Source organism: Micromonospora sp. DT15 (genome assembly GCF_049841475.1).
In the GTDB taxonomy this organism is placed as follows: Bacteria; Actinomycetota; Actinomycetes; order Mycobacteriales; family Micromonosporaceae; genus Micromonospora.
The window spans coordinates 12,965-29,760 of record NZ_JBNCKJ010000009.1 but is presented as its reverse complement, the minus strand read 5'-3'; the positions used below and the strand labels follow the sequence as shown (position 1 = coordinate 29,760).

The following is a 16,796-nucleotide window of genomic DNA, read 5'->3' as shown; positions in this document are numbered from 1 at the left end:
GGCTGCCGGAAGGTACAGTGCCGCCCATGCGGGCCGTCCTGGTGGTCAATCCGAAGGCCACCACCACCAGCGAACGCAGCCGGGACGTGCTCGTCCGGGCGCTGCGCAGCGAAGTCGATCTCAGCGTGCGCTACACCCGTCGGCGTGGGCACGCCGTGGCGCTGGCCCGGGAGGCAGCCGCTGAGGGCGTCGACCTGGTCGTCACCCTGGGTGGCGACGGCACAGTGAACGAGGTGGTGAACGGCCTGATGACGGCCGAACCGCCGACTCGCGCCGACGACGCGCCGATGGCCGAGCGGCTGCCCGCGCTGGCGACCGTCCCCGGTGGCTCGACCAACGTGTTCGCCCGCGCGGTGGGTCTGCCCCGGGAGTGGCCGGAGGCGACCAGCATGATCCTGGAAGGGCTGCGGCTGGGCCGGAGCCGGACGGTGGGGCTGGGCCTCGCCGACGACCGCTACTTCACCTTCTGCGCCGGCTTCGGCCTGGACGCCGCGGTGATCCACCGGGTGGAGCAGGCCCGGCGGAAGGGTCGGGTCTCGACGCCGTCGCTCTATCTGCGTTCAATCATGAATCAGTACTTCTTCGCCTCGGACCGCCGGCACCCGGCGATCGTCCTGGAGCGTCCGGGCGAGCCGGCGGAGGCCGAGCTGGCCACCGTCATCATCCAGAACACGGCGCCGTGGACGTACCTGGGCGACCGCGAGGTCAACCCGAACCCGGCGGCGTCGTTCGATCTCGGGCTCGATGTGCTGGCGCTGCGTCAGCTCCGGGTGGCTAGCACAACACGGACAGTGACGCAGTTCCTGTCCCGGCAACCGGATCCACGCGGTCGGCAGGTGTTACGACTCCATGACACGCCGGAGTTCACGCTGGTCTCAGGCCGTCCGCAGGCGTTCCAGCTGGACGGGGACTATCTCGGCGAGCGGGAGAAAGTCAGATTCACCTCCGTTCCCGCCGCACTGAGAGTAATCTGCTAGGTCTCGGGTACTGCCCTTGGTCGACACGGTGGCCACAACCGATCGACCTGGTCGCCGCCACACCGAGGAGCAGGTGCCGGAAATGTCAGCAATGTCACGCGGACTGTACTATATTGATCCTCGACTGTGGCACGGCGGGTAACCAGGAAAGCACTGGAACCCGGACAAATGGGTTGTGGGCTTGCTCACCGCCCGGAGTTTTTCCGAGCGTCACCCTTGACATCGCGACTGTTCGTGAAAGTATTCACAAGCGAACTTGAGTTACCGGGACATTGCCTGGATATGCTCGTCAGGTTGAGCTGTTCCAGCAGGTCCCCGGCGCTGAACGCCTGCTCACGCACTGCCGAATGGACAGACGCTAACTGTCACCATCGGCACTGCGGATGCATATAGGAAAAGCACGACAAGCAATTGTTCGCCACCCATCCAGAATGAGGAGTGTTGCCGCCATGGACTGGCGTCACCATAGTGTCTGCCGCGACGAGGACCCCGAGCTGTTCTTCCCGATCGGGACGTCCGGTCCGGCTCTCCTGCAGGTCGAGCAGGCCAAGGCCGTCTGCAGGCGCTGCTCCGTGACCGACCAGTGCCTTCAGTGGGCACTCGAGTCTGGTCAGGACGCCGGCGTCTGGGGCGGAATGAGCGAGGAAGAGCGGCGCGCCGTCAAGCGGCGCGGCGGTCTCCGGGTGCTGCGCGCTCACTCCGCCTGATCCCCAACGACACAGCTGTACGCCCCGGTGGGTTCGCCCGCCGGGGCGTTCTGCCGTCCGGCACCGGATCACACAGTGTCGGCACCGTGGATCCCACAGTGCCGGCCGGCACGGGTCAGCCCGTGGACGCCAGCGCGGGCCGGTCGTCGACCCGACGCAGCACCAGGTCGACCAGCTCCGGCGCGTCGGTCAACGGCGCGGCGACCGCCACCGCACCCGCCGCCCCGGCCGCCTCGGTCACCGCGTCGTGGAACAGCCCCGGCGCCAGGAAGTACGCGGACACCGCGACGCGTCGCGCGCCGGACGCCCGCAAGCGGGACACCGCCACACCGGCAGCCGGTGGAGCCGCCGAGGCGTACGCCACCCGGCAGGGCACCCCGAACTCCACACCGAGCGCATCGGCGACCCGGCCCACCGACCGTCGCGCCCGCGCGTCCCGGGTGCCCGCCGCGGCCAGCACCAACGCGTCGAAGCGGCCCTCACGCGTCTCGCCCAGCCGCCGACACAGCCCGGCCAGCAGCCCAGGATCGGGCGTGTCGTCCGCCGGCCCGAGCACATCGGTGACCCGTACCGACAGCGGTGGCCCGGACCGCGCCGCCGCGGCGACCGCCGCCGGAATGTCCACCCGATGGTGGTACGCGGCAGTCAGCAGCAGCGGCACCAGCACCGCCCGGCGGTGACCGACCACGGCCAGGTCGCGCAGCACCTCGGTCGGCCCCGGCTCGGTGTGGTCCAGCCAACTCGCCCACACCGATGTGCCCGGCCTGGCCGCCGACACCGCCCGAGCAAGCGCCCGGGTGGCATCGGCCGCCCGTGGGTCACGACTGCCGTGCGCGACCAACACCACCGGATCCGCCCCGCCGGCCGCACCGAGGCTGGTCGGGGTCGTCGCCGGGGAGGTCAGACGTGCAGCCCGCACTCGGTCTTCTCGAACATGGCCCACCGGCCGGCCCGCGCGTCCTCGCCGGCCTTCGTACGGCGGGTGCACGGCCAGCAGCCGATCGACCCGTAACCCTGCTTGAACAGCTCGTTGACCGGCACGTTGTAACGGGCGATGTAAGAGTCCACATCCTTCTGCGACCAGGCCGCGATCGGGTTGACCTTGACCTTGCCCCGACGCGCGTCGAAGGTCACCACCGGTGTGTTGGCCCGGCTCGGCGACTCGTCCCGGCGCAGCCCGGCAGCCCAGGCGTCGTACCCGGTCAGCGCCCGTTCCAGCGGCTCCACCTTGCGCAACTGGCAGCAGTCGTCCGGCGACTTGTTGAACAGTCGAGGGCCGTACTGGCCGTCCTGCTGACCGACGGTGAGCCGGGGCCGGATCGACCGGACGTTCACCGGCAGCGTCCGGGCGACCTCGTCGCGTACCCGCAGCGTCTCGGGGAAGTGCAGGCCGGTGTCGAGGAAGACCACGTCCACCCCGGGGGCCACCCGGGAGACCAGGTGCGCCAGCGCGGCGTCGGCCATCGAGCTGGTCACGCAGAACCGCTCACCGAAGGTCTGCGCCGCCCAGCGGGCGATCTCCAGTGCCGGGGCGCCCTCCAGGTCCCGAGCGGCCTGCTCGGCCAGGGCCCGCAGCTCGTCCGGGTCGCGCCGGGCCGGGTCGACCGACGTCGAGCCGCCCGGACCCACCAGGCGTAGGTTCGCAGCCGAGACGAGACTCATGAGGTCACCGCCCGACTCAGCAGCCCGGTGAACTTCACCGAGAAGACCCGGGTGCAGGCGTGGCACTCCCAGGCGCCGTGACCCGCCTCGTGCGGCCGCAGGTCCTCCTCGCCGCAGTACGGGCAGTACAGGGGTGCCGCTCGGTTCTCGCTGCTCACCGCAGTTCCTCCTCGTCGACTCTGATCACCCAGTTGGCGAACGTCTCGCCCTCGCTCCGACCGGCCAGGTAGCGAAGGGCCAGCCGTTCCACGTACTCCGGAAGTTCGTCGGCGGTGGTCTTCAGGCCGCGAAGCTTGCGGCCGAAACCGGCGGTCTGCCCCTGGGCCATGCCCAGCCCGCCGCCCAGGTGCACCTGGAAGCCCTCGACCTGTCGGCCGTCCGGGCCGACCACCAGTTGACCCTTGAGCCCGATGTCGGCCACCTGGGTACGTGCGCACGCGTTCGGGCAGCCGTTGATGTGGATCGAGATGTCCGCGTCGAAGTCGCGCAGCCGCTGCTCGAGCCGGGCCACCAACTCCTCGCCGCGGGCCTTCGTCTCGACGATGGCGAGCTTGCAGTACTCGATGCCGGTGCACGCCATCGTGCCGCGCCGCCAGGCCGACGGCCGGGCCTCCAGACCGATCGCGCGCAGCCCGTCGATCAGCGACTCCGTCCGCTCCGACGGCACGTCGAGCACCAGCAGTTTCTGGTACGGGGTGAGCCGCACCCGGTCGCTGCCGTGTGCCTCGACCACGTCGGCCAGCTGGCTGAGCTGCGCGCCGGAGACCCGCCCGACCACCGGAGCGGCGCCCACGTAGTGCCGCCCGTCGGCCTGCTCGTGCACGCCCACGTGGTCGACCGGCTTCGACGGCAGGACCGGTGCCGGGCCGTCGAGCAGCGTACGACCGAGGTAGTCCTTCTCCAGGACCTCACGGAAGCGCTCCACGCCCCAGTCGGCCACCAGGAACTTCAACCGGGCCCGGTTGCGCAGCCGGCGGTAGCCGTAGTCGCGGAAGATCCCGACCACCCCGGCCCACACGTCCGGTACCTCGGCCAGCGGCACCCAGACGCCGAGGCGCTTGGCGAGCATCGGGTTGGTGGAGAGGCCCCCGCCGACCCAGACGTCGAAACCGGGCCCGTGCTCCGGGTGGTCGACGCCGAGGAAGGCGATGTCGTTCGACTCGTACGGGGTGTCCACCAGCCAGGAGATCGACGTCTTGAACTTGCGGGGCAGGTTGGAGAACTGCTTGTCGCCGACGTACCGGGAGACGATCTCGTCGATCGCGGGGGTCGGGTCGAGCAGCTCGTCGCGGGCCACCCCGGCGACCGGGCTGCCCAGCACGATGCGCGGGCAGTCGCCGCACGCCTCGGTGGTCTGCAGACCGACCGACTCCAGCCGACGCCAGATCTCCGGCATGTCCTCGACCCGGATCCAGTGGTACTGGATGTTCTGCCGGTCGGTGATGTCGGCGGTGTCCCGCGCGAACTCCCGGGAGATGTCCGCGATCACCCGCAGCTGGGCGAGGCTGAGCTGCCCGCCGTCGATGCGGACCCGGAGCATGAAGAACTCGTCCTCCAGCTCGTGCGGCTCCAGCACTGCGGTACGCCCGCCGTCGATGCCCGCCTTGCGCTGGGTGTAGAGGCCCCACCAGCGGAACCGGCCCCGCAGGTCCTGCGGGTCGATCGAGGCGAAGCCCCGGTGCGCGTAGATGGTCTCGATGCGGGCCCGGACGTTGAGCGGGTCGTCGTCCTTCTTGATCCGCTCGTTGGGGTTGAGCGGCTCGCGGTGGCCGAGCGCCCACTGACCCTCACCCCGTGGCCGGCGCGGCGCTCGGGTCGGACGAGCCGTCGGGTCCTCGGAACGGGCCGGGATGCTGCTGACCGCCATCGCGGCGTCCTCCGTTGTCTGCTGTGCCTCGGGATACGCGGGGCGCGGCGGCCGGCCCGGCGAAGCGGGCGGGACAACGGTGTCTTCAGACAGCCGGCGCGGAGCGCGCCCGAGACGGATTGGTCGGGCGTCGTCAGTAGGCCGGACAGATCGCGCTGCGCACGCGGCCGTAATCGACGTGGCGACGTGCCACGAAGCGGCGGACGACTGCGGCGGTCATGGGCCCCATGCTGCCACACCCCATGGGGGCCGGCCAATGTCCGCGTGCTGGATCCCACATCACGGGCCGAGTTCTCCGGCCGGCCGTGGCAGGCTCGAACCGTGGGGCAATTGTCCGAGAGGTCGGCCGGGGCGGCGTGGGAGCACCTGCGCCGCCTGCCGGTCTGGCTCCCCCCGGCGCTGGTGACACTGGCGGTGACAGTGACCGGGCTGGGCTCCGCCCAGCTCTGGCGCGACGAGTTGGCGACGTGGAGCGCGGCCACCCGGTCGCCCGGCGACCTGGCCCGACTGGCAGGCACCATCGACGCCGCCACCGGGCCGTACTACCTGCTGATGCACCTCTGGACGGGGGTCTTCGGCGACTCCACCATCGCCCTGCGCGTACCGGCGGTGTTGGCGATGACGGTGGCCGCCGGGCTGCTCGCCGTGCTCGGCGCGCGGCTCGTCGACCGGCGCGGCGGCCTCTTCGCCGGGCTGCTGTTCGCGGTGCTCCCCGGCACCTCCCGCTACGGGCAGGAGGCTCGCCCGTACGCGCTGGCCACCATGCTCGCCGTGCTCGCCACACTGCTGCTGGTGAGCGCGCTGCGCCGACCGAGCTGGGCCCGTTGGGCCGGTTACGCGGCCGCCGTCGCCGCTCTCGGGCTCATCCACCTGATCGCGCTCACACTGCTGGCCGCCCATGCGCTGGTCGTCCTCGTCGCCTGGTGGCGCGGCCCGACCCCGGCCGGCATCGTCACCCCGGCGCAGCCCGACGCCGCGCGGGACCGGCGGGTGTGGCGGTGGCTGGTCGCCGTGCTGCCGGTCGCGCTGCTGGCCGGCCCGCTGCTGGTGAAGGCGCGGACCCAGCAGTCCCGGCAGTTGAACTGGGTCCACCTGGCCCGGCTGGACGACCTGACCGCGCTGCCCGGCGGCGTGGCACAGAGCAGCGTGGTGGGTGGCCTGCTGCTCGGGGTCGCCGCGCTGGGCGCGGCCCGGCTCGGGCGGCGCGCCCTGCTGCCGGTCAGCGCGGTGCTGCTGCCCGTACTGCTGCTCTTCGCCGCCGGCGCTGTCGTACCGCTGTGGGTGCCTCGGTATCTGGTCTTCGTGGTGCCCTTCGCGTGCCTGCTGGCGGGCGCGGCGCTGGCCGCCGTGGCGGCTCCGGCGGCGCTCGTCGTGGTGGTGCTGGCCGGGCTGCTCGGCCTGCCCGATCAGGCCGCGCTGCGACGGACCCACGAGTGGCCGCGCAGCGCGCCGGTGGACTACGCGGGGGCGGCCCGGGTGATCGCCGACGGTCAACGCCCCGGTGACGCGGTGGTCTACTCACCCCGGCACAGCTGGCTCTTCCTCGATCTCGGCATCGAGTACCACCTCAGCGACCCACCACGCGACGTGCTGGTCACCGAGGACGAGGTCCGCCGCGGCGATCTGTGGGCCGCCGAGTGCCCCCAGCCGGCACCGTGCCTGGCCGGTACGACACGGGTGTGGCTCGTCGTCTCCGGCCGGCACGCCGAGCCGCTGGCCGCCGTGCCCGACGCCAAGGGCGACGCGCTCCGCAGGGACTTCACCGTCGCCCAGGTCTGGCAGCGCCCCGGCCTGACCGTCGCCCTGCTGACCAGCCGCCCCGACCGCTGACCCGACCCCCAGGTGCCGGCGGGGGTCTGCGGCGGGAGCGGACATCAGGATGGGCGTGATGCCTCTCAGTCATCACGATGACTCACCGTCATCAGGCGCATCGAGGTGGGCGGGCCCGGTCGCCCGCCCCTCCGGAGGCGGCAGCGCGGGTCAGGTCTGCGAGCGGCCGTCGTGGGTGGTGGTGCGGGCCAGCGGGATTACCAGCATGGCCTCGGTGCCACCGTTGGCGCCGGCGCGCAGTTCGATGGTGCCGCGCAGTTCCCCGGTGATCAGGGCTCGGACGATCTGGAGGCCGAGCCGGCTCCCGCGTTCGGCGTCGAAGTCCGGGGGTAGGCCGCGCCCGTTGTCCGTCACCGAGACGTGCAACATCTTGCGGAACCGGTGCGCGGAGACCACGACCTCGGGCCGCAGCGACGGGTCCACCTCGGGAGCGGCGACAGGCACCATGCCGGAGGCGGAGGCCACCGGGGCCTCCTCCTCCGCCTCGTCGGCCGGCGGGAAGCCGTGCTCGACGGCGTTGAGCAGCAACTCGTTGAGGACCATCACCAGCGAGGTGGCGATCTCCGCCGGCAGCACCCCGAAGCTGCCCCGCCGACGCATACCGACGCTCACCTCGGTCGCCGCGACCTCGGTCGCCGCGCTGGCCACCCGGTCGACGATGCCGTCGAACTCCACCGCCTCGTCGCTGGACATGGAGAGCGTCTCGTGCACCAGGGCGATCGACGCGACCCGGCGTACCGACTCCTCCAGCGCGACCCGCGCCTCCGGCATGGCCACCCGGCGGGCCTGCAACCGCAGTAGCGCGGCCACGGTCTGGAGGTTGTTCTTCACCCGGTGGTGGATCTCCCGGATGGTGGCGTCCTTGGTGATCAGTGCCCGGTCCCGGCGGCGGACCTCGGTGATGTCCCGGACCAGCACCAACGCTCCGATCGGCACCCCGGCCGGCATCAGCGGCAGCGCCCGGGTGAGCATCGTGGCACCTCGTGCGTCGATCTCCCGCCGGGGTGGCGCCTCACCACGCAGGGCGGCCAGGATGCCGTTCGATGCCTCGGTGCCGTCCAGCGGGTCACCGGCCAACCGGCGGTGCAACGCGGCCAGGTCCTCCCCCACCAAGTGGGAGGCGTAGCCCAGTCGGCGGTACGCGGACTGCGCGTTGGGGCTGGCGTAGGTGACCTTGCCGCCGGCGTCGAGCCGGACCAGTCCGTCGCCGACCCGGGGCGCCGAGGTGGTCTCGCCCGGATGCCGCGGCGGCGGGAAGGTGCCGTCCGCGATCATCTGCGCCAGGTCGTCGGCGGTGGTGAGGTAGTTGAGCTCCAGCTGGCTGGGCGTACGCGCGGTGGAGAGGTTGGTGTCCCGCCCCACCACGGCGATCACCTCGCCGGCCTCCCCCTCGGCGGTACGCAGCCGGACCGGGATCGCCTCGTGCCGGGCCGGCACGTCGCCGTACCAGACCGGGTCGCCCTCACGCCAGATCCGAGCCTGGGAGTACGCCACCCCCAGGTGGGCCACCTCCGGCCCGCCGACGATCCGACCCACCTGGTCGTCCTGGTAGGCGGTAGGTGCGGTGGTCGGGCGCACCTGGGCGACGCAGAGGAACGTGCCCTCGGCGTCGACCGGCACCCAGAGCAGCAGGTCAGCGAAGGACAGATCGGAGAGCAGTTGCCAGTCGCCCGCGATCCGGTGCAGGTGGTCGATGTCGGCCGGACGGAGATGGGTGTGCTCCTCGGCGAGGTCGCGCAGCGTGGACACGGTGACCAGGGTGCCACGCCACGCCTCACATCGTCGCGGTGACCTTCTTCAACCCGCGCGGCGCGTCCGGGTCCTCGCCCCGGGTGAGCGCCAGGGCCAGCGCCAAGCGCTGCATCGGCAGGATGTCCAGCAGCGGGGCGTACCGCTCGTCGACCTCGGGGACGGCCAGCCGGGTGGCGCCCGGAACGTCGGCGGAGCCGACCACCACGACGTCGGCGCGGCGTTCGCCGAGGCGGGGCAGCACCTCACCCATCGACCGGCCGCCGGGGCCGGAGCCGACCACGGCGAGCACCGGGACCTCCGGGTCGGTCATGGCGAGCGGGCCGTGCAGCAGGTCGGCGCCGGAGAAGGCGAGCGCCGGCAGGTACGAGGTCTCCATCAGCTTCAGCGCAGCCTCCCGGGCGGTGGGGTAGGCGTACCCCCGGCCGGTGGTGACCAGCTGACGGGCGAACCGGTAGCGCGGGGCGAGCTGGGCCGGGGTGCCGTCGGCAAGGGTGCGGGCGGCCAGCTCGGGCAGTGCGTCGAGCGCCTCCCGTTCGGCGTTCGGGAGCACGCCGTCGCCGGCCTGGATCCCCTCCACCAGCATCAGCAGGGCGAGCAGCTCCGCGGTGTACGTCTTGGTGGCGGCGACCGCCCGCTCGTGCCCGGCGGCGATGTCGACGCTCAGCTCGGCCACGTCGACCAGCGGCGAGTCGGGGGCGTTCGTCACCGCGAGGGTCAGCGCACCGGAGGCCCTGGCGGCGCGCAGCACCTCGGCCAGGTCGGGCGAACCGCCGCTCTGGCTGACCCCGACGACCAGCGCGTCGGAGAGGTCGGGGCGGGCCCCGAAGAGGGTGACGACGCTGGGCGAGGCCAGCCCGGCGGGCAGGCCGAGCCGGATCTCGGTCAGGTAGGCCCCGTAGAGCGCCGCGTGGTCGGAGGTGCCCCGCGCGGTGAAGACCACGTGCCGTGGCCGACGTTCGGCGATGACCGCCGCCACCCGGGCGATCTCGGCGGCGTTGGCGGCGGAGAGCAGGCGCGCGTAGCCAGCCGGCTGCTCGTCGATGTCGGCGGCCATTCCAGCCCCTGCACGTGTCACGGAAACCCCTCCCCTGCGCGGTTGCCGCGCGATTCCTGCTCAGTCTTGCACTTTTAAGCGTATCTCAGCAATCGAACGAGCAGGACTGCGCAGCTGATCACCAGTTGATCTCAATATCAACTACGCTTTACCCGTTGCATCCGGTCTAACTGCCACGAGAGGACGACGTGCCCGAGGGAACGGACGATCCCGCGCTCTCCGCGACGGAGGAGCTGGCGCTGGCCCGGCTGGCACTCGACGAGGGCGACCTGCACCACGCCGCCGGCCACCTCGCCGGCGCGTTGGCACGGGCCCCCACCCTGCCGGAGGTGCACGAGACCCTCGCCCGGCTCGCCGTGTCGAGCGGCGGCGGCCTCGACCTCTTCCCAATCAATCACCACACCTTCGTCGGTGCGGTGGTCGCCCGCGCCCACCTCCTCGCCACCGCCGGGCGTCCCGCCGAAGGGCTGGAACTGCTGGCCGCGGCGACGTCCTACGCGCCCGGCACCGAGTGGGCCGGCGTGCCCTGGGTCACCGCGCCCGAGCTGGTCGAACGACTGGAACCGGAGCACATCGCCCGCGTCCTCATGCAGGTCTGCGCCGCACTGCCCGACCCGGTGCCACGGATCGGCCGGGCTCCGCTGACCCCGTACCTCACGCTCGCCCGCAACGCGGCGACGGTGCACCTCGAACACGGCCTACTGCTGGGCGCGGCGTCCGCGCTGGCCAGGCGCCTCGGCGAGGTCGAGCTGGCGGTCCGCTGGGCCACCCGGGGAGTACGCGCACAGCCCTCGAAGATGGGCGAGGTGTGGCTCGGGTACGCGTACCGCAGCTCAGGCCGGACCCGCGACGGCCTGGCGGCCCTCGGTCGGGCCGTCGAGCTGGACCCCGACGACCTGGCGATCTACGCGGACATCGCCGGCACCCTGGCCGAGATCGGCCGGCTGGACGAGGCGTTGGAGTGGACCGAGCGGGCGCTGGCGCGCGATCCGTCGTTCGACTGCGCGGTGCACACCGCTCACCGCCTGCGGCACCTGCGCGACGGCGACCTCGCCCACCTGGTCGCGCTCGCCGACTTCGTACGGGACCACCCGGACGACAGCCACGAGCACGGCGACCTGGCCCAGTGCTGCCGGGGTCGGCCCTGGCTCGGCCAACTCACGCCGGCCGGCGGGCCCCTGGTCGATGCGATGCGGCAGGCGGTGGCCGATGACGACAACGGTCTCGGCGGTGCCGTTCGCCTCTCCGCCGCCGCCCCGCCGAGCGCGGTCGGGACGGCGATCTCCACAGCCCCCGGGCTGCGGATCGAGGTCGTCGGCGCGCCCGAGCCCGACCCGCGCGAGCCCCGGCGGGAGTCCGCTCAGCGGTTGTGGCACTACGCGGACACGGTGCCCACACCCGCGCTGGCGGCGCCCTCGGCGACGGCTGTCGAACGGATCGGGCAGATCGCCCATCCGGCGTGGGCACACCCGCCGGCGGCGTACGACGCGGCAGTGGGTCTGGCCGGCCTCGACGTGGACGACCTGCTCGGTCTGTTGGTGCACCCGCCGGCGGCACCGGCGAACGCGGTGGGTCGGCTGCTGGCGGCCCACGACCCGTCGGTCTGGGTGCGTGGAGTCCAGGTGTGGGCCTGTCTGGGGCTGCTGCACCACCGCACCGACGAGCCGTGGGAGGGCTCGACCCGACGCCGGGTGCTGCTCGATCTGATCTGGGGCGTCGAGGACTGGGTCACCGAGGCTGCCCTGTTCGCCCTGGTCACCGCAGCCTGGGTGGACCCTTCGGTGCGGCCGGACGTGGCCCGGGTGGTGGCGGAGCGGCTGGCCGACGCGGCTGACGTGGCGCGGAGCCGACCGGTCCCGATCGCCGCCTCGCTGGCTCACCTGGCACTCGCCGCCCCGCAGTTGGATCCGGCGACGGCGGCACTGGCCACCAACCTGCTGAGAGCCAATGCCCCCCGGCTTCCCCGCCCCCGCAACCCCCTGCGCCGCCTCTGGCAACGCCTGCTCCGCCGCTGATTCCCCGCAACCCCGCGATCTTGGACTTACTGTCGCCGTCTTGTCGGAAACAGTGCTTGTGCACGCGCACAAAGTGCAAGATCGCGGGGTTTGGGGGTCAGGCGACCGGGGCCTTGCCGAGGGCGACCTCGGCGTCCTCCTCCGGGGTGGCCTGCGGCGGCGCCTCGTTCGCGGTGCGCAGCGGGATCTCCTTGATGAACCAGGCGAGCACCGGGATCACGATGGTGAACAGCACCGCCCAGAGGAAGACGTGCGAGATGGCGTCGGAGAGACCACCGAGCACCGCTTCGCGCGCCTGGGCGGGCAGCTCCTTGAGCTTCTCCAGGTCCATCCCCGCGCCGCCGGACTCGCCGCCGAAGGCCCGACCGCCCTCGGAGCTGGCCAGCCGGTTGGCGAAGATCGCGCCGAACAGCGAGATGCCGAACGAACCGCCGATCGACCGGAAGAAGGTGGCAGCGCCGCTGGCCGCGCCGAGGTCCTTCTGCTCCACGCTGTTCTGCGCGATCAGCATCGACGTCTGCATGAGGAAGCCCATGCCGACGCCGAGCACGATCATGTACAGCGAGGACATCAGCTTGCTGGTGTCGGTGTCGAGCATGGACAGCAGCGCCATGCCCGCGGTCATCACCACGCCACCGATGATCGGGTACGCCCGGTACCTGCCGTTGCGGGTGATCGCCCGGCCGATGACCAGCGAGACGACCAGCATGCCGAACATCAGGGGCAGCAGCAGCAGACCACTGTTGGTGGCCGAGGCACCCTGCACGGTCTGCTGGTAGAGCGGCAGGAAGTTCATCGCGCCGAACATCGCGAAACCGAGCAGGAAGCCGATCACCGAGATCAGCGCGAAGTTGCGGTTGGCGAAGAGCGCCAGCGGCAGGATCGGCTCCTGGACCCGGCGTTCCACCACTGCGAACGCCGCCAACGCGAGGACGGCCAGCAGGGCCAGGCCGAGGATCGGCAGTGACACCCAGTCGTACTCGTTGCCACCCCAGGTGGTGATGAGCACGATCGCGGTGATGCCGACCGAGAGCAGCCCGGCACCGAGCCAGTCGATCCGGTGCTCGGTGCGGTACTTCGGCAGGTGCATGGTGCTGATCAGCACGAGCAGCGCGATACCACCCAGCGGCAGGTTCACGTAGAACGCCCAGCGCCAGGAGAGGTGGTCGGTGATGAATCCGCCGGCCAGCGGGCCGGCGACCATGGCGATGGCCATGATGCCGGCGATCATGCCCTGGTAGCGCCCGCGCTCGCGGGGCGGGACCAGGTCACCGATGATCGCCATCACGCCGACCATGAGGCCGCCGGCGCCGAGGCCCTGCACGGCCCGGAAGGCGATGAGCTGGACCATGCCGTCCTCTGGACCGCCGAACATCCCGGAGCCGGCCATGCCACAGAGGGCGGAGCCGACCAGGAAGACGACGACCGAGGTCAGGAAGACCGACTTGCGGCCGTAGAGGTCACCGAGCTTGCCCCAGATCGGGGTGGAGACGGTGGTGCCCAGGACGTACGCGGTAACCACCCAGGTGAAGTGGTTGAGCCCGCCGAACTCGCCGACGATCCGCGGTAACGCGGTGCTGACGATCATGTTGTCGAGCATCGCGAGCATCATCGCGATCATCAGCCCGAACAGCACGACCCTGATGTTGTTGGGTCGCGTGCCGGCCTGGGTTGCCTGAGTCATAGGTAAGCTCCCCCCGAGGATTGCCGTACTTACTTGCCGCCCGGCTAGTCACCTTACTAGCCGCACGGTAAGTTGGGTACGAGGAACGGTCAAGCCATTTGGGGGGCGTGGGTGAGCGAGAGCACAGGCGGCGGAACGCGGGAACGGATCAAGGCCGTCGCGCTTGAACTCTTCACCGAGCAGGGGTACGAGAAGACCTCGCTCCGGGAGATCGCCGAGCGTCTCAACGTCACCAAGGCCGCGCTCTACTACCACTTCAAGAGCAAGGACGACATCGTCGCCAGCTTCGTCGAGGACCGGCTGGAGCGGATGGACGCGCTGACCGCCTGGGCCGCCACCCAGCCCGCGACCCTGGCCACCCGGCGCGAACTGATCTCCCGCTACGCCGACACGATGTTCGACGGCACTCAGCCGTCGGTGATGCGCTTCTTCGAGCAGAACCAGACCGCGCTCAAGAGCCTCTCCTCCGGCCAGAAGATGCGCGGCCGGATGATGGAGCTGGCCGAAGCGCTCTGCCGGGGCGACGACTCCCCCGCCGCCCAGCTACGCGCCGCGCTGTCCCTGTTCGCGGTGCACACCAGCTGGTTCGCGGTCCGCGCGCCGCACATCAGCGACGACGAACGCCGCAAGCTCGCCCTGGAGGTGGCCGACGAACTGCTGGCCGCCATCGGCACGCAACCTGACGCCTGACCATCTCGTGATCGATGTGGCCGGTCCGGCCCGTCGGTGGTCCGCCGGCCGGCCGACCTGAGCCCGCCGGTCGCCGGCTCAGCCGCGCGTCAGCTCCAGCCGGAGGCCGAGCAGGTCCACACCCGGCAAAGGTGACCAGTCCTTCTCCGGCGAACGGACGAAACCGCGCCGCGAGTAGAGCCGGTGCGCCGAATCGGCCATCCCCGCCCGGACGCAGATCGCCACCGCCGTGCAACCCAACTCGGTCGCCCGGTCGACACACGCCTCGACCAGTGCGGCACCCACACCCCGCCCCTGAGCGCCCGGGTCGACAGCGAGCATCCGGAACTCGGCCTCGCCCGGCCCGGCCAGCTCGGCGAACGGGCTGCCCGGCAGCACGAACGTGACCGAGCCGAGCACCGCCCCGGTCACCTCGTCGACAGCGACCAGCACCTCGCCGCTGGCCGCCCGGGTCGACACGTCGGCCAGCACCTCGCCGTACCCGTGTTCGCCCTTGAGCTGGCCGTCCGCCTCGTACGCGGCAACTGTCAGCCGGGCCACCGCAGGGAAGTCGACCGACTCGGCCGAACGGACGCGCAGCCCGGTCAAGCGATCACGGCGATCAGGTCACCGTCCTGCACGACGTCGCCCTCGTTGACGACGAGCTGCTGGAGCACACCCTCGGACTCGGCGACGACCGGGATCTCCATCTTCATCGACTCGAGGATCACCAGGGTGTCGCCCTCGGTCACCGTGTCACCCGCCGTGGCGACGACCTTCCAGACGTTGGCCACCATCTCGGCGCGGATCTCCTCGGCCATGTCCAGGCCCTCCCTCTTCGCGACGTGCCTGCCGATGTATCCAATCATGCGTCGACCGGCGGTGGGCGGGCAGCGGTGCAGCCGGGATGACAGGCCCGCCCTGGGGAAGGCGGCGGGTGTCGACCGCACTACCATCAGCGGGTCGGACCCGACGCCGGACCGCCGGTGGCCGCATCCGCGCCGAGGTCGTGCGCAGGACGGATCCGACCCATCACGAGGAGGTCAGCATGGCGAAGAAGTCCAGGAAGAAGAAGGCTCGTAAGAAGAGCGCCGCGAACCACGGCAAGCGTCCCAACTCCTGAACGGGTCGGCGGGCCAACTGCCCGTCGTCGCTCAGCCGGCCGAGGCCGGGTACACCGGTGGCCCGGGTCGACATCGACCCGGGCCACCGGTCTTGCCAGCTGGTGCCGACGCTCGGTCGGCCTCCTCAGACGATCAGTCGGCCAGCTCACGGGAGTCGCTGGTCTCGAAGACCACCAGCTCGGTGAGCTTGACCCGCAGCCGCTCACGCAGCTCATCCGGCGCGGTCTCGTTGCCACAGCAACGCGCCACCAGCGCCCGCACCTCCTGCTCCAGCCCGTACTCGCGCAGGCAGGGCCCGCACTCGTCCAGGTGGTGCCGGATCAGCGAGCGACGCTCGTCGGCGCACTCCAGATCCAGGTAGAGATACACCTCCGCGAGCACTTCGCGGCAGTCCGTCTCGTGCGGCTCCCCACAGCTCACGTCACACCTCCCGGCCGGCAGCGGCGGTCGAGCCCTTCGCCGAGCGGGCCGCACTGAAGCCCCGCTCGCCCGCGTAACGCTCGAGCAGCTTGCGCAGATTACGACGGCCCCGGTGCAGACGCGACATCACGGTGCCGATCGGCGTGCCCATGATGTCCGCGACCTCCTTGTAGGAGAAGCCCTCGACATCGGTGAGATAGACGGCCAGGCGGAACTCCTCCGGCAACTGCTGGAGGGCCTCCTTGACGTCACTGTCCGGCAGCCGGTCCAGTGCCTCGGTCTCGGCCGAGCGCAACCCGCTGGAGGTGTGCGACTCGGCCTCGGCGAGCTGCCAGTCGGTGATCTCCTCGGTGGGCGCCTGGATCGGCTGACGCTGCCGCTTGCGGTAGGAGTTGATGTAGGTGTTGGTCAGGATCCGGTAGAGCCAGGCCTTGAGGTTCGTGCCCTGCTCGAACTGGTGGAAGGCCGCGTACGCCTTCAGGTACGTCTCCTGGACCAGGTCCTCGGCATCCGCCGGGTTGCGTGTCATCCGCAGCCCAGCAGCGTAGAGCTGATCGACGAATGGCATCGCGTCCCGCTCGAATCGGGCCCTGCGCTCGTCCGTCTTCTCGGTGGTCAACCGCACATCCCCTCGCGTCGGATGCTTTCCCGCCGAGGATACGCGCACGGACCTGCCCGCAGATTCACTTCCGGCCGGTGTGCCCGTGCTCACCGCACCCACCCCGCCCGGTCCCGCTGTCGCGGGCCATTCCGGGCCGTCCAGCAGCCGCTTCAGCTGCCGGGCGTCCCGCTCGTCCCGTTCCAGGCTTCGTGTCTCGGTTGGCACCGGTCACCCCCCTCGCAGAAAAGTCGTCCGGGGGTAGTAACGCGAGATGACCACTGGGGCATTCCGGCCGCCCCTCCCCGTTCCTGGTCCCGGCCCCGACGGCGGCCGGCGCTGGGACCAGGAAGGGCCTGGGAGGACTGGTGTCACCGGCCCTGCTCGGGCCGGCGGCACCAACGGATGCAACGACCCGTGCCCGCGCCGGAAACGGT

General features: G+C 71.4%; 17 protein-coding genes. 6 read left to right on the top strand and 11 right to left on the bottom strand.

All coding sequences use genetic code 11. The features are described 5' to 3' along the window. Window positions 1–26 precede the first annotated feature (26 nt). Together ACLQ3F_RS20310 and ACLQ3F_RS20305 are read left to right on the top strand one after the other, a co-directional pair. The gene (locus ACLQ3F_RS20310) at window positions 27–977 is read left to right on the top strand and encodes a diacylglycerol/lipid kinase family protein (RefSeq protein WP_355008151.1); all 951 of its coding nucleotides are present in this window, start codon (window positions 27–29) and stop codon (window positions 975–977) included. Between the two features lie 449 nt (window positions 978–1,426). Further along, window positions 1,427–1,684: a WhiB family transcriptional regulator gene (locus tag ACLQ3F_RS20305; protein WP_088950012.1), complete on the top strand. Its 258-nt coding sequence runs from the start codon at window positions 1,427–1,429 to the stop codon at window positions 1,682–1,684. A 115-nt stretch (window positions 1,685–1,799) separates the two neighbouring features. Here the strand turns inward: ACLQ3F_RS20305 and ACLQ3F_RS20300 are convergent, their stop codons facing one another. Genes ACLQ3F_RS20300 through ACLQ3F_RS20285 form a run of 4 tightly spaced genes read right to left on the bottom strand, consistent with a single transcriptional unit; the run spans window position 1,800 to window position 5,213 of the window. Then, complete coding sequence (locus ACLQ3F_RS20300; RefSeq protein WP_425850787.1) at window positions 1,800–2,603, bottom strand: sirohydrochlorin chelatase; 804 nt, start codon at window positions 2,601–2,603, stop codon at window positions 1,800–1,802. Continuing rightward, window positions 2,585–3,346, bottom strand: coding sequence for a phosphoadenylyl-sulfate reductase (locus ACLQ3F_RS20295; protein ID WP_425850785.1), 762 nt, complete (start codon window positions 3,344–3,346; stop codon window positions 2,585–2,587). The genes ACLQ3F_RS20300 and ACLQ3F_RS20295 overlap by 19 nt, the downstream gene beginning before the upstream one ends. Continuing rightward, window positions 3,343–3,504: a hypothetical protein gene (locus ACLQ3F_RS20290; protein WP_165435836.1), complete on the bottom strand. Its 162-nt coding sequence runs from the start codon at window positions 3,502–3,504 to the stop codon at window positions 3,343–3,345. Before ACLQ3F_RS20290 ends, ACLQ3F_RS20295 begins: the two co-directional genes overlap by 4 nt. Beyond that, window positions 3,501–5,213, bottom strand: coding sequence for a nitrite/sulfite reductase (locus tag ACLQ3F_RS20285; protein WP_357202791.1), 1,713 nt, complete (start codon window positions 5,211–5,213; stop codon window positions 3,501–3,503). The genes ACLQ3F_RS20290 and ACLQ3F_RS20285 overlap by 4 nt, the downstream gene beginning before the upstream one ends. A 321-nt stretch (window positions 5,214–5,534) precedes the next feature. Between ACLQ3F_RS20285 and ACLQ3F_RS20280 the strand changes: the two genes are divergently transcribed. After that, a complete protein-coding gene (locus ACLQ3F_RS20280) occupies window positions 5,535–7,043 on the top strand; it encodes a glycosyltransferase family 39 protein (protein ID WP_425850781.1) in 1,509 nt (502 codons plus the stop codon). A gap of 150 nt (window positions 7,044–7,193) precedes the next feature. Here ACLQ3F_RS20280 and ACLQ3F_RS20275 read toward each other — a convergent pair whose 3' ends face one another. Both ACLQ3F_RS20275 and ACLQ3F_RS20270 read right to left on the bottom strand, forming a co-directional pair. After that, the gene (locus ACLQ3F_RS20275; RefSeq protein ID WP_357263066.1) at window positions 7,194–8,792 is read right to left on the bottom strand and encodes a histidine kinase N-terminal domain-containing protein; all 1,599 of its coding nucleotides are present in this window, start codon (window positions 8,790–8,792) and stop codon (window positions 7,194–7,196) included. 25 nt (window positions 8,793–8,817) lie between these two features. Then, the gene (locus tag ACLQ3F_RS20270) at window positions 8,818–9,849 is read right to left on the bottom strand and encodes an SIS domain-containing protein (RefSeq protein ID WP_425851043.1); all 1,032 of its coding nucleotides are present in this window, start codon (window positions 9,847–9,849) and stop codon (window positions 8,818–8,820) included. 188 nt (window positions 9,850–10,037) lie between these two features. On the opposite strand from ACLQ3F_RS20270, the gene ACLQ3F_RS20265 reads away from it, so the two are divergent. Beyond that, on the top strand, window positions 10,038–11,864 hold the full coding sequence (locus ACLQ3F_RS20265) for a tetratricopeptide repeat protein (RefSeq protein ID WP_425850777.1): 1,827 nt from the start codon (window positions 10,038–10,040) through the stop codon (window positions 11,862–11,864). Between the two features lie 97 nt (window positions 11,865–11,961). Here the strand turns inward: ACLQ3F_RS20265 and ACLQ3F_RS20260 are convergent, their stop codons facing one another. Beyond that, entirely contained in the window at window positions 11,962–13,548 is a 1,587-nt protein-coding gene (locus ACLQ3F_RS20260) for an MDR family MFS transporter (protein ID WP_357202778.1), read from the bottom strand. 111 nt (window positions 13,549–13,659) lie between these two features. Between ACLQ3F_RS20260 and ACLQ3F_RS20255 the strand changes: the two genes are divergently transcribed. Next, window positions 13,660–14,238: a TetR/AcrR family transcriptional regulator gene (locus ACLQ3F_RS20255; protein WP_355008158.1), complete on the top strand. Its 579-nt coding sequence runs from the start codon at window positions 13,660–13,662 to the stop codon at window positions 14,236–14,238. A 78-nt stretch (window positions 14,239–14,316) separates the two neighbouring features. Here the strand turns inward: ACLQ3F_RS20255 and ACLQ3F_RS20250 are convergent, their stop codons facing one another. Next, the gene (locus tag ACLQ3F_RS20250) at window positions 14,317–14,826 is read right to left on the bottom strand and encodes a GNAT family N-acetyltransferase (RefSeq protein ID WP_357202775.1); all 510 of its coding nucleotides are present in this window, start codon (window positions 14,824–14,826) and stop codon (window positions 14,317–14,319) included. Continuing rightward, on the bottom strand, window positions 14,823–15,044 hold the full coding sequence (locus tag ACLQ3F_RS20245) for a biotin/lipoyl-binding carrier protein (protein ID WP_425851042.1): 222 nt from the start codon (window positions 15,042–15,044) through the stop codon (window positions 14,823–14,825). The genes ACLQ3F_RS20250 and ACLQ3F_RS20245 overlap by 4 nt, the downstream gene beginning before the upstream one ends. Before the next feature lie 221 nt (window positions 15,045–15,265). Here ACLQ3F_RS20245 and ACLQ3F_RS20240 point away from each other — a divergent pair, with 221 nt between their 5' ends. Then, window positions 15,266–15,340 carry a 50S ribosomal protein bL37 gene (locus ACLQ3F_RS20240; protein ID WP_369814844.1) on the top strand — a complete coding sequence of 25 codons (75 nt, stop codon included), beginning with the start codon at window positions 15,266–15,268 and terminating at the stop codon, window positions 15,338–15,340. Window positions 15,341–15,473: 133 nt separating this feature from the next. On the opposite strand, the gene rsrA is transcribed toward ACLQ3F_RS20240, so the two are convergent. Beyond that, entirely contained in the window at window positions 15,474–15,761 is a 288-nt protein-coding gene (gene rsrA / locus ACLQ3F_RS20235) for a mycothiol system anti-sigma-R factor (RefSeq protein WP_030336658.1), read from the bottom strand. A 1-nt stretch (window position 15,762) separates the two neighbouring features. Then, window positions 15,763–16,587, bottom strand: a complete 825-nt coding sequence (locus ACLQ3F_RS20230; RefSeq protein WP_112583674.1) for a sigma-70 family RNA polymerase sigma factor — start codon at window positions 16,585–16,587, stop codon at window positions 15,763–15,765. Window positions 16,588–16,796 lie beyond the last annotated feature (209 nt).

Bases quoted from the DNA above. Each gene is read 5' to 3' on its own strand.
- ACLQ3F_RS20260 (WP_357202778.1), bottom strand. From the start codon at position 13,548: ATGACTCAGGCAACCCAGGCCGGCACGCGACCCAACAACATCAGGGTC.
- ACLQ3F_RS20295 (WP_425850785.1), bottom strand. From the start codon at position 3,346: ATGAGTCTCGTCTCGGCTGCGAACCTACGCCTGGTGGGTCCGGGCGGC.
- ACLQ3F_RS20310 (WP_355008151.1), top strand. From the start codon at position 27: ATGCGGGCCGTCCTGGTGGTCAATCCGAAGGCCACCACCACCAGCGAA.
- ACLQ3F_RS20270 (WP_425851043.1), bottom strand. From the start codon at position 9,849: ATGGCCGCCGACATCGACGAGCAGCCGGCTGGCTACGCGCGCCTGCTC.
- ACLQ3F_RS20285 (WP_357202791.1), bottom strand. From the start codon at position 5,213: ATGGCGGTCAGCAGCATCCCGGCCCGTTCCGAGGACCCGACGGCTCGT.
- ACLQ3F_RS20305 (WP_088950012.1), top strand. From the start codon at position 1,427: ATGGACTGGCGTCACCATAGTGTCTGCCGCGACGAGGACCCCGAGCTG.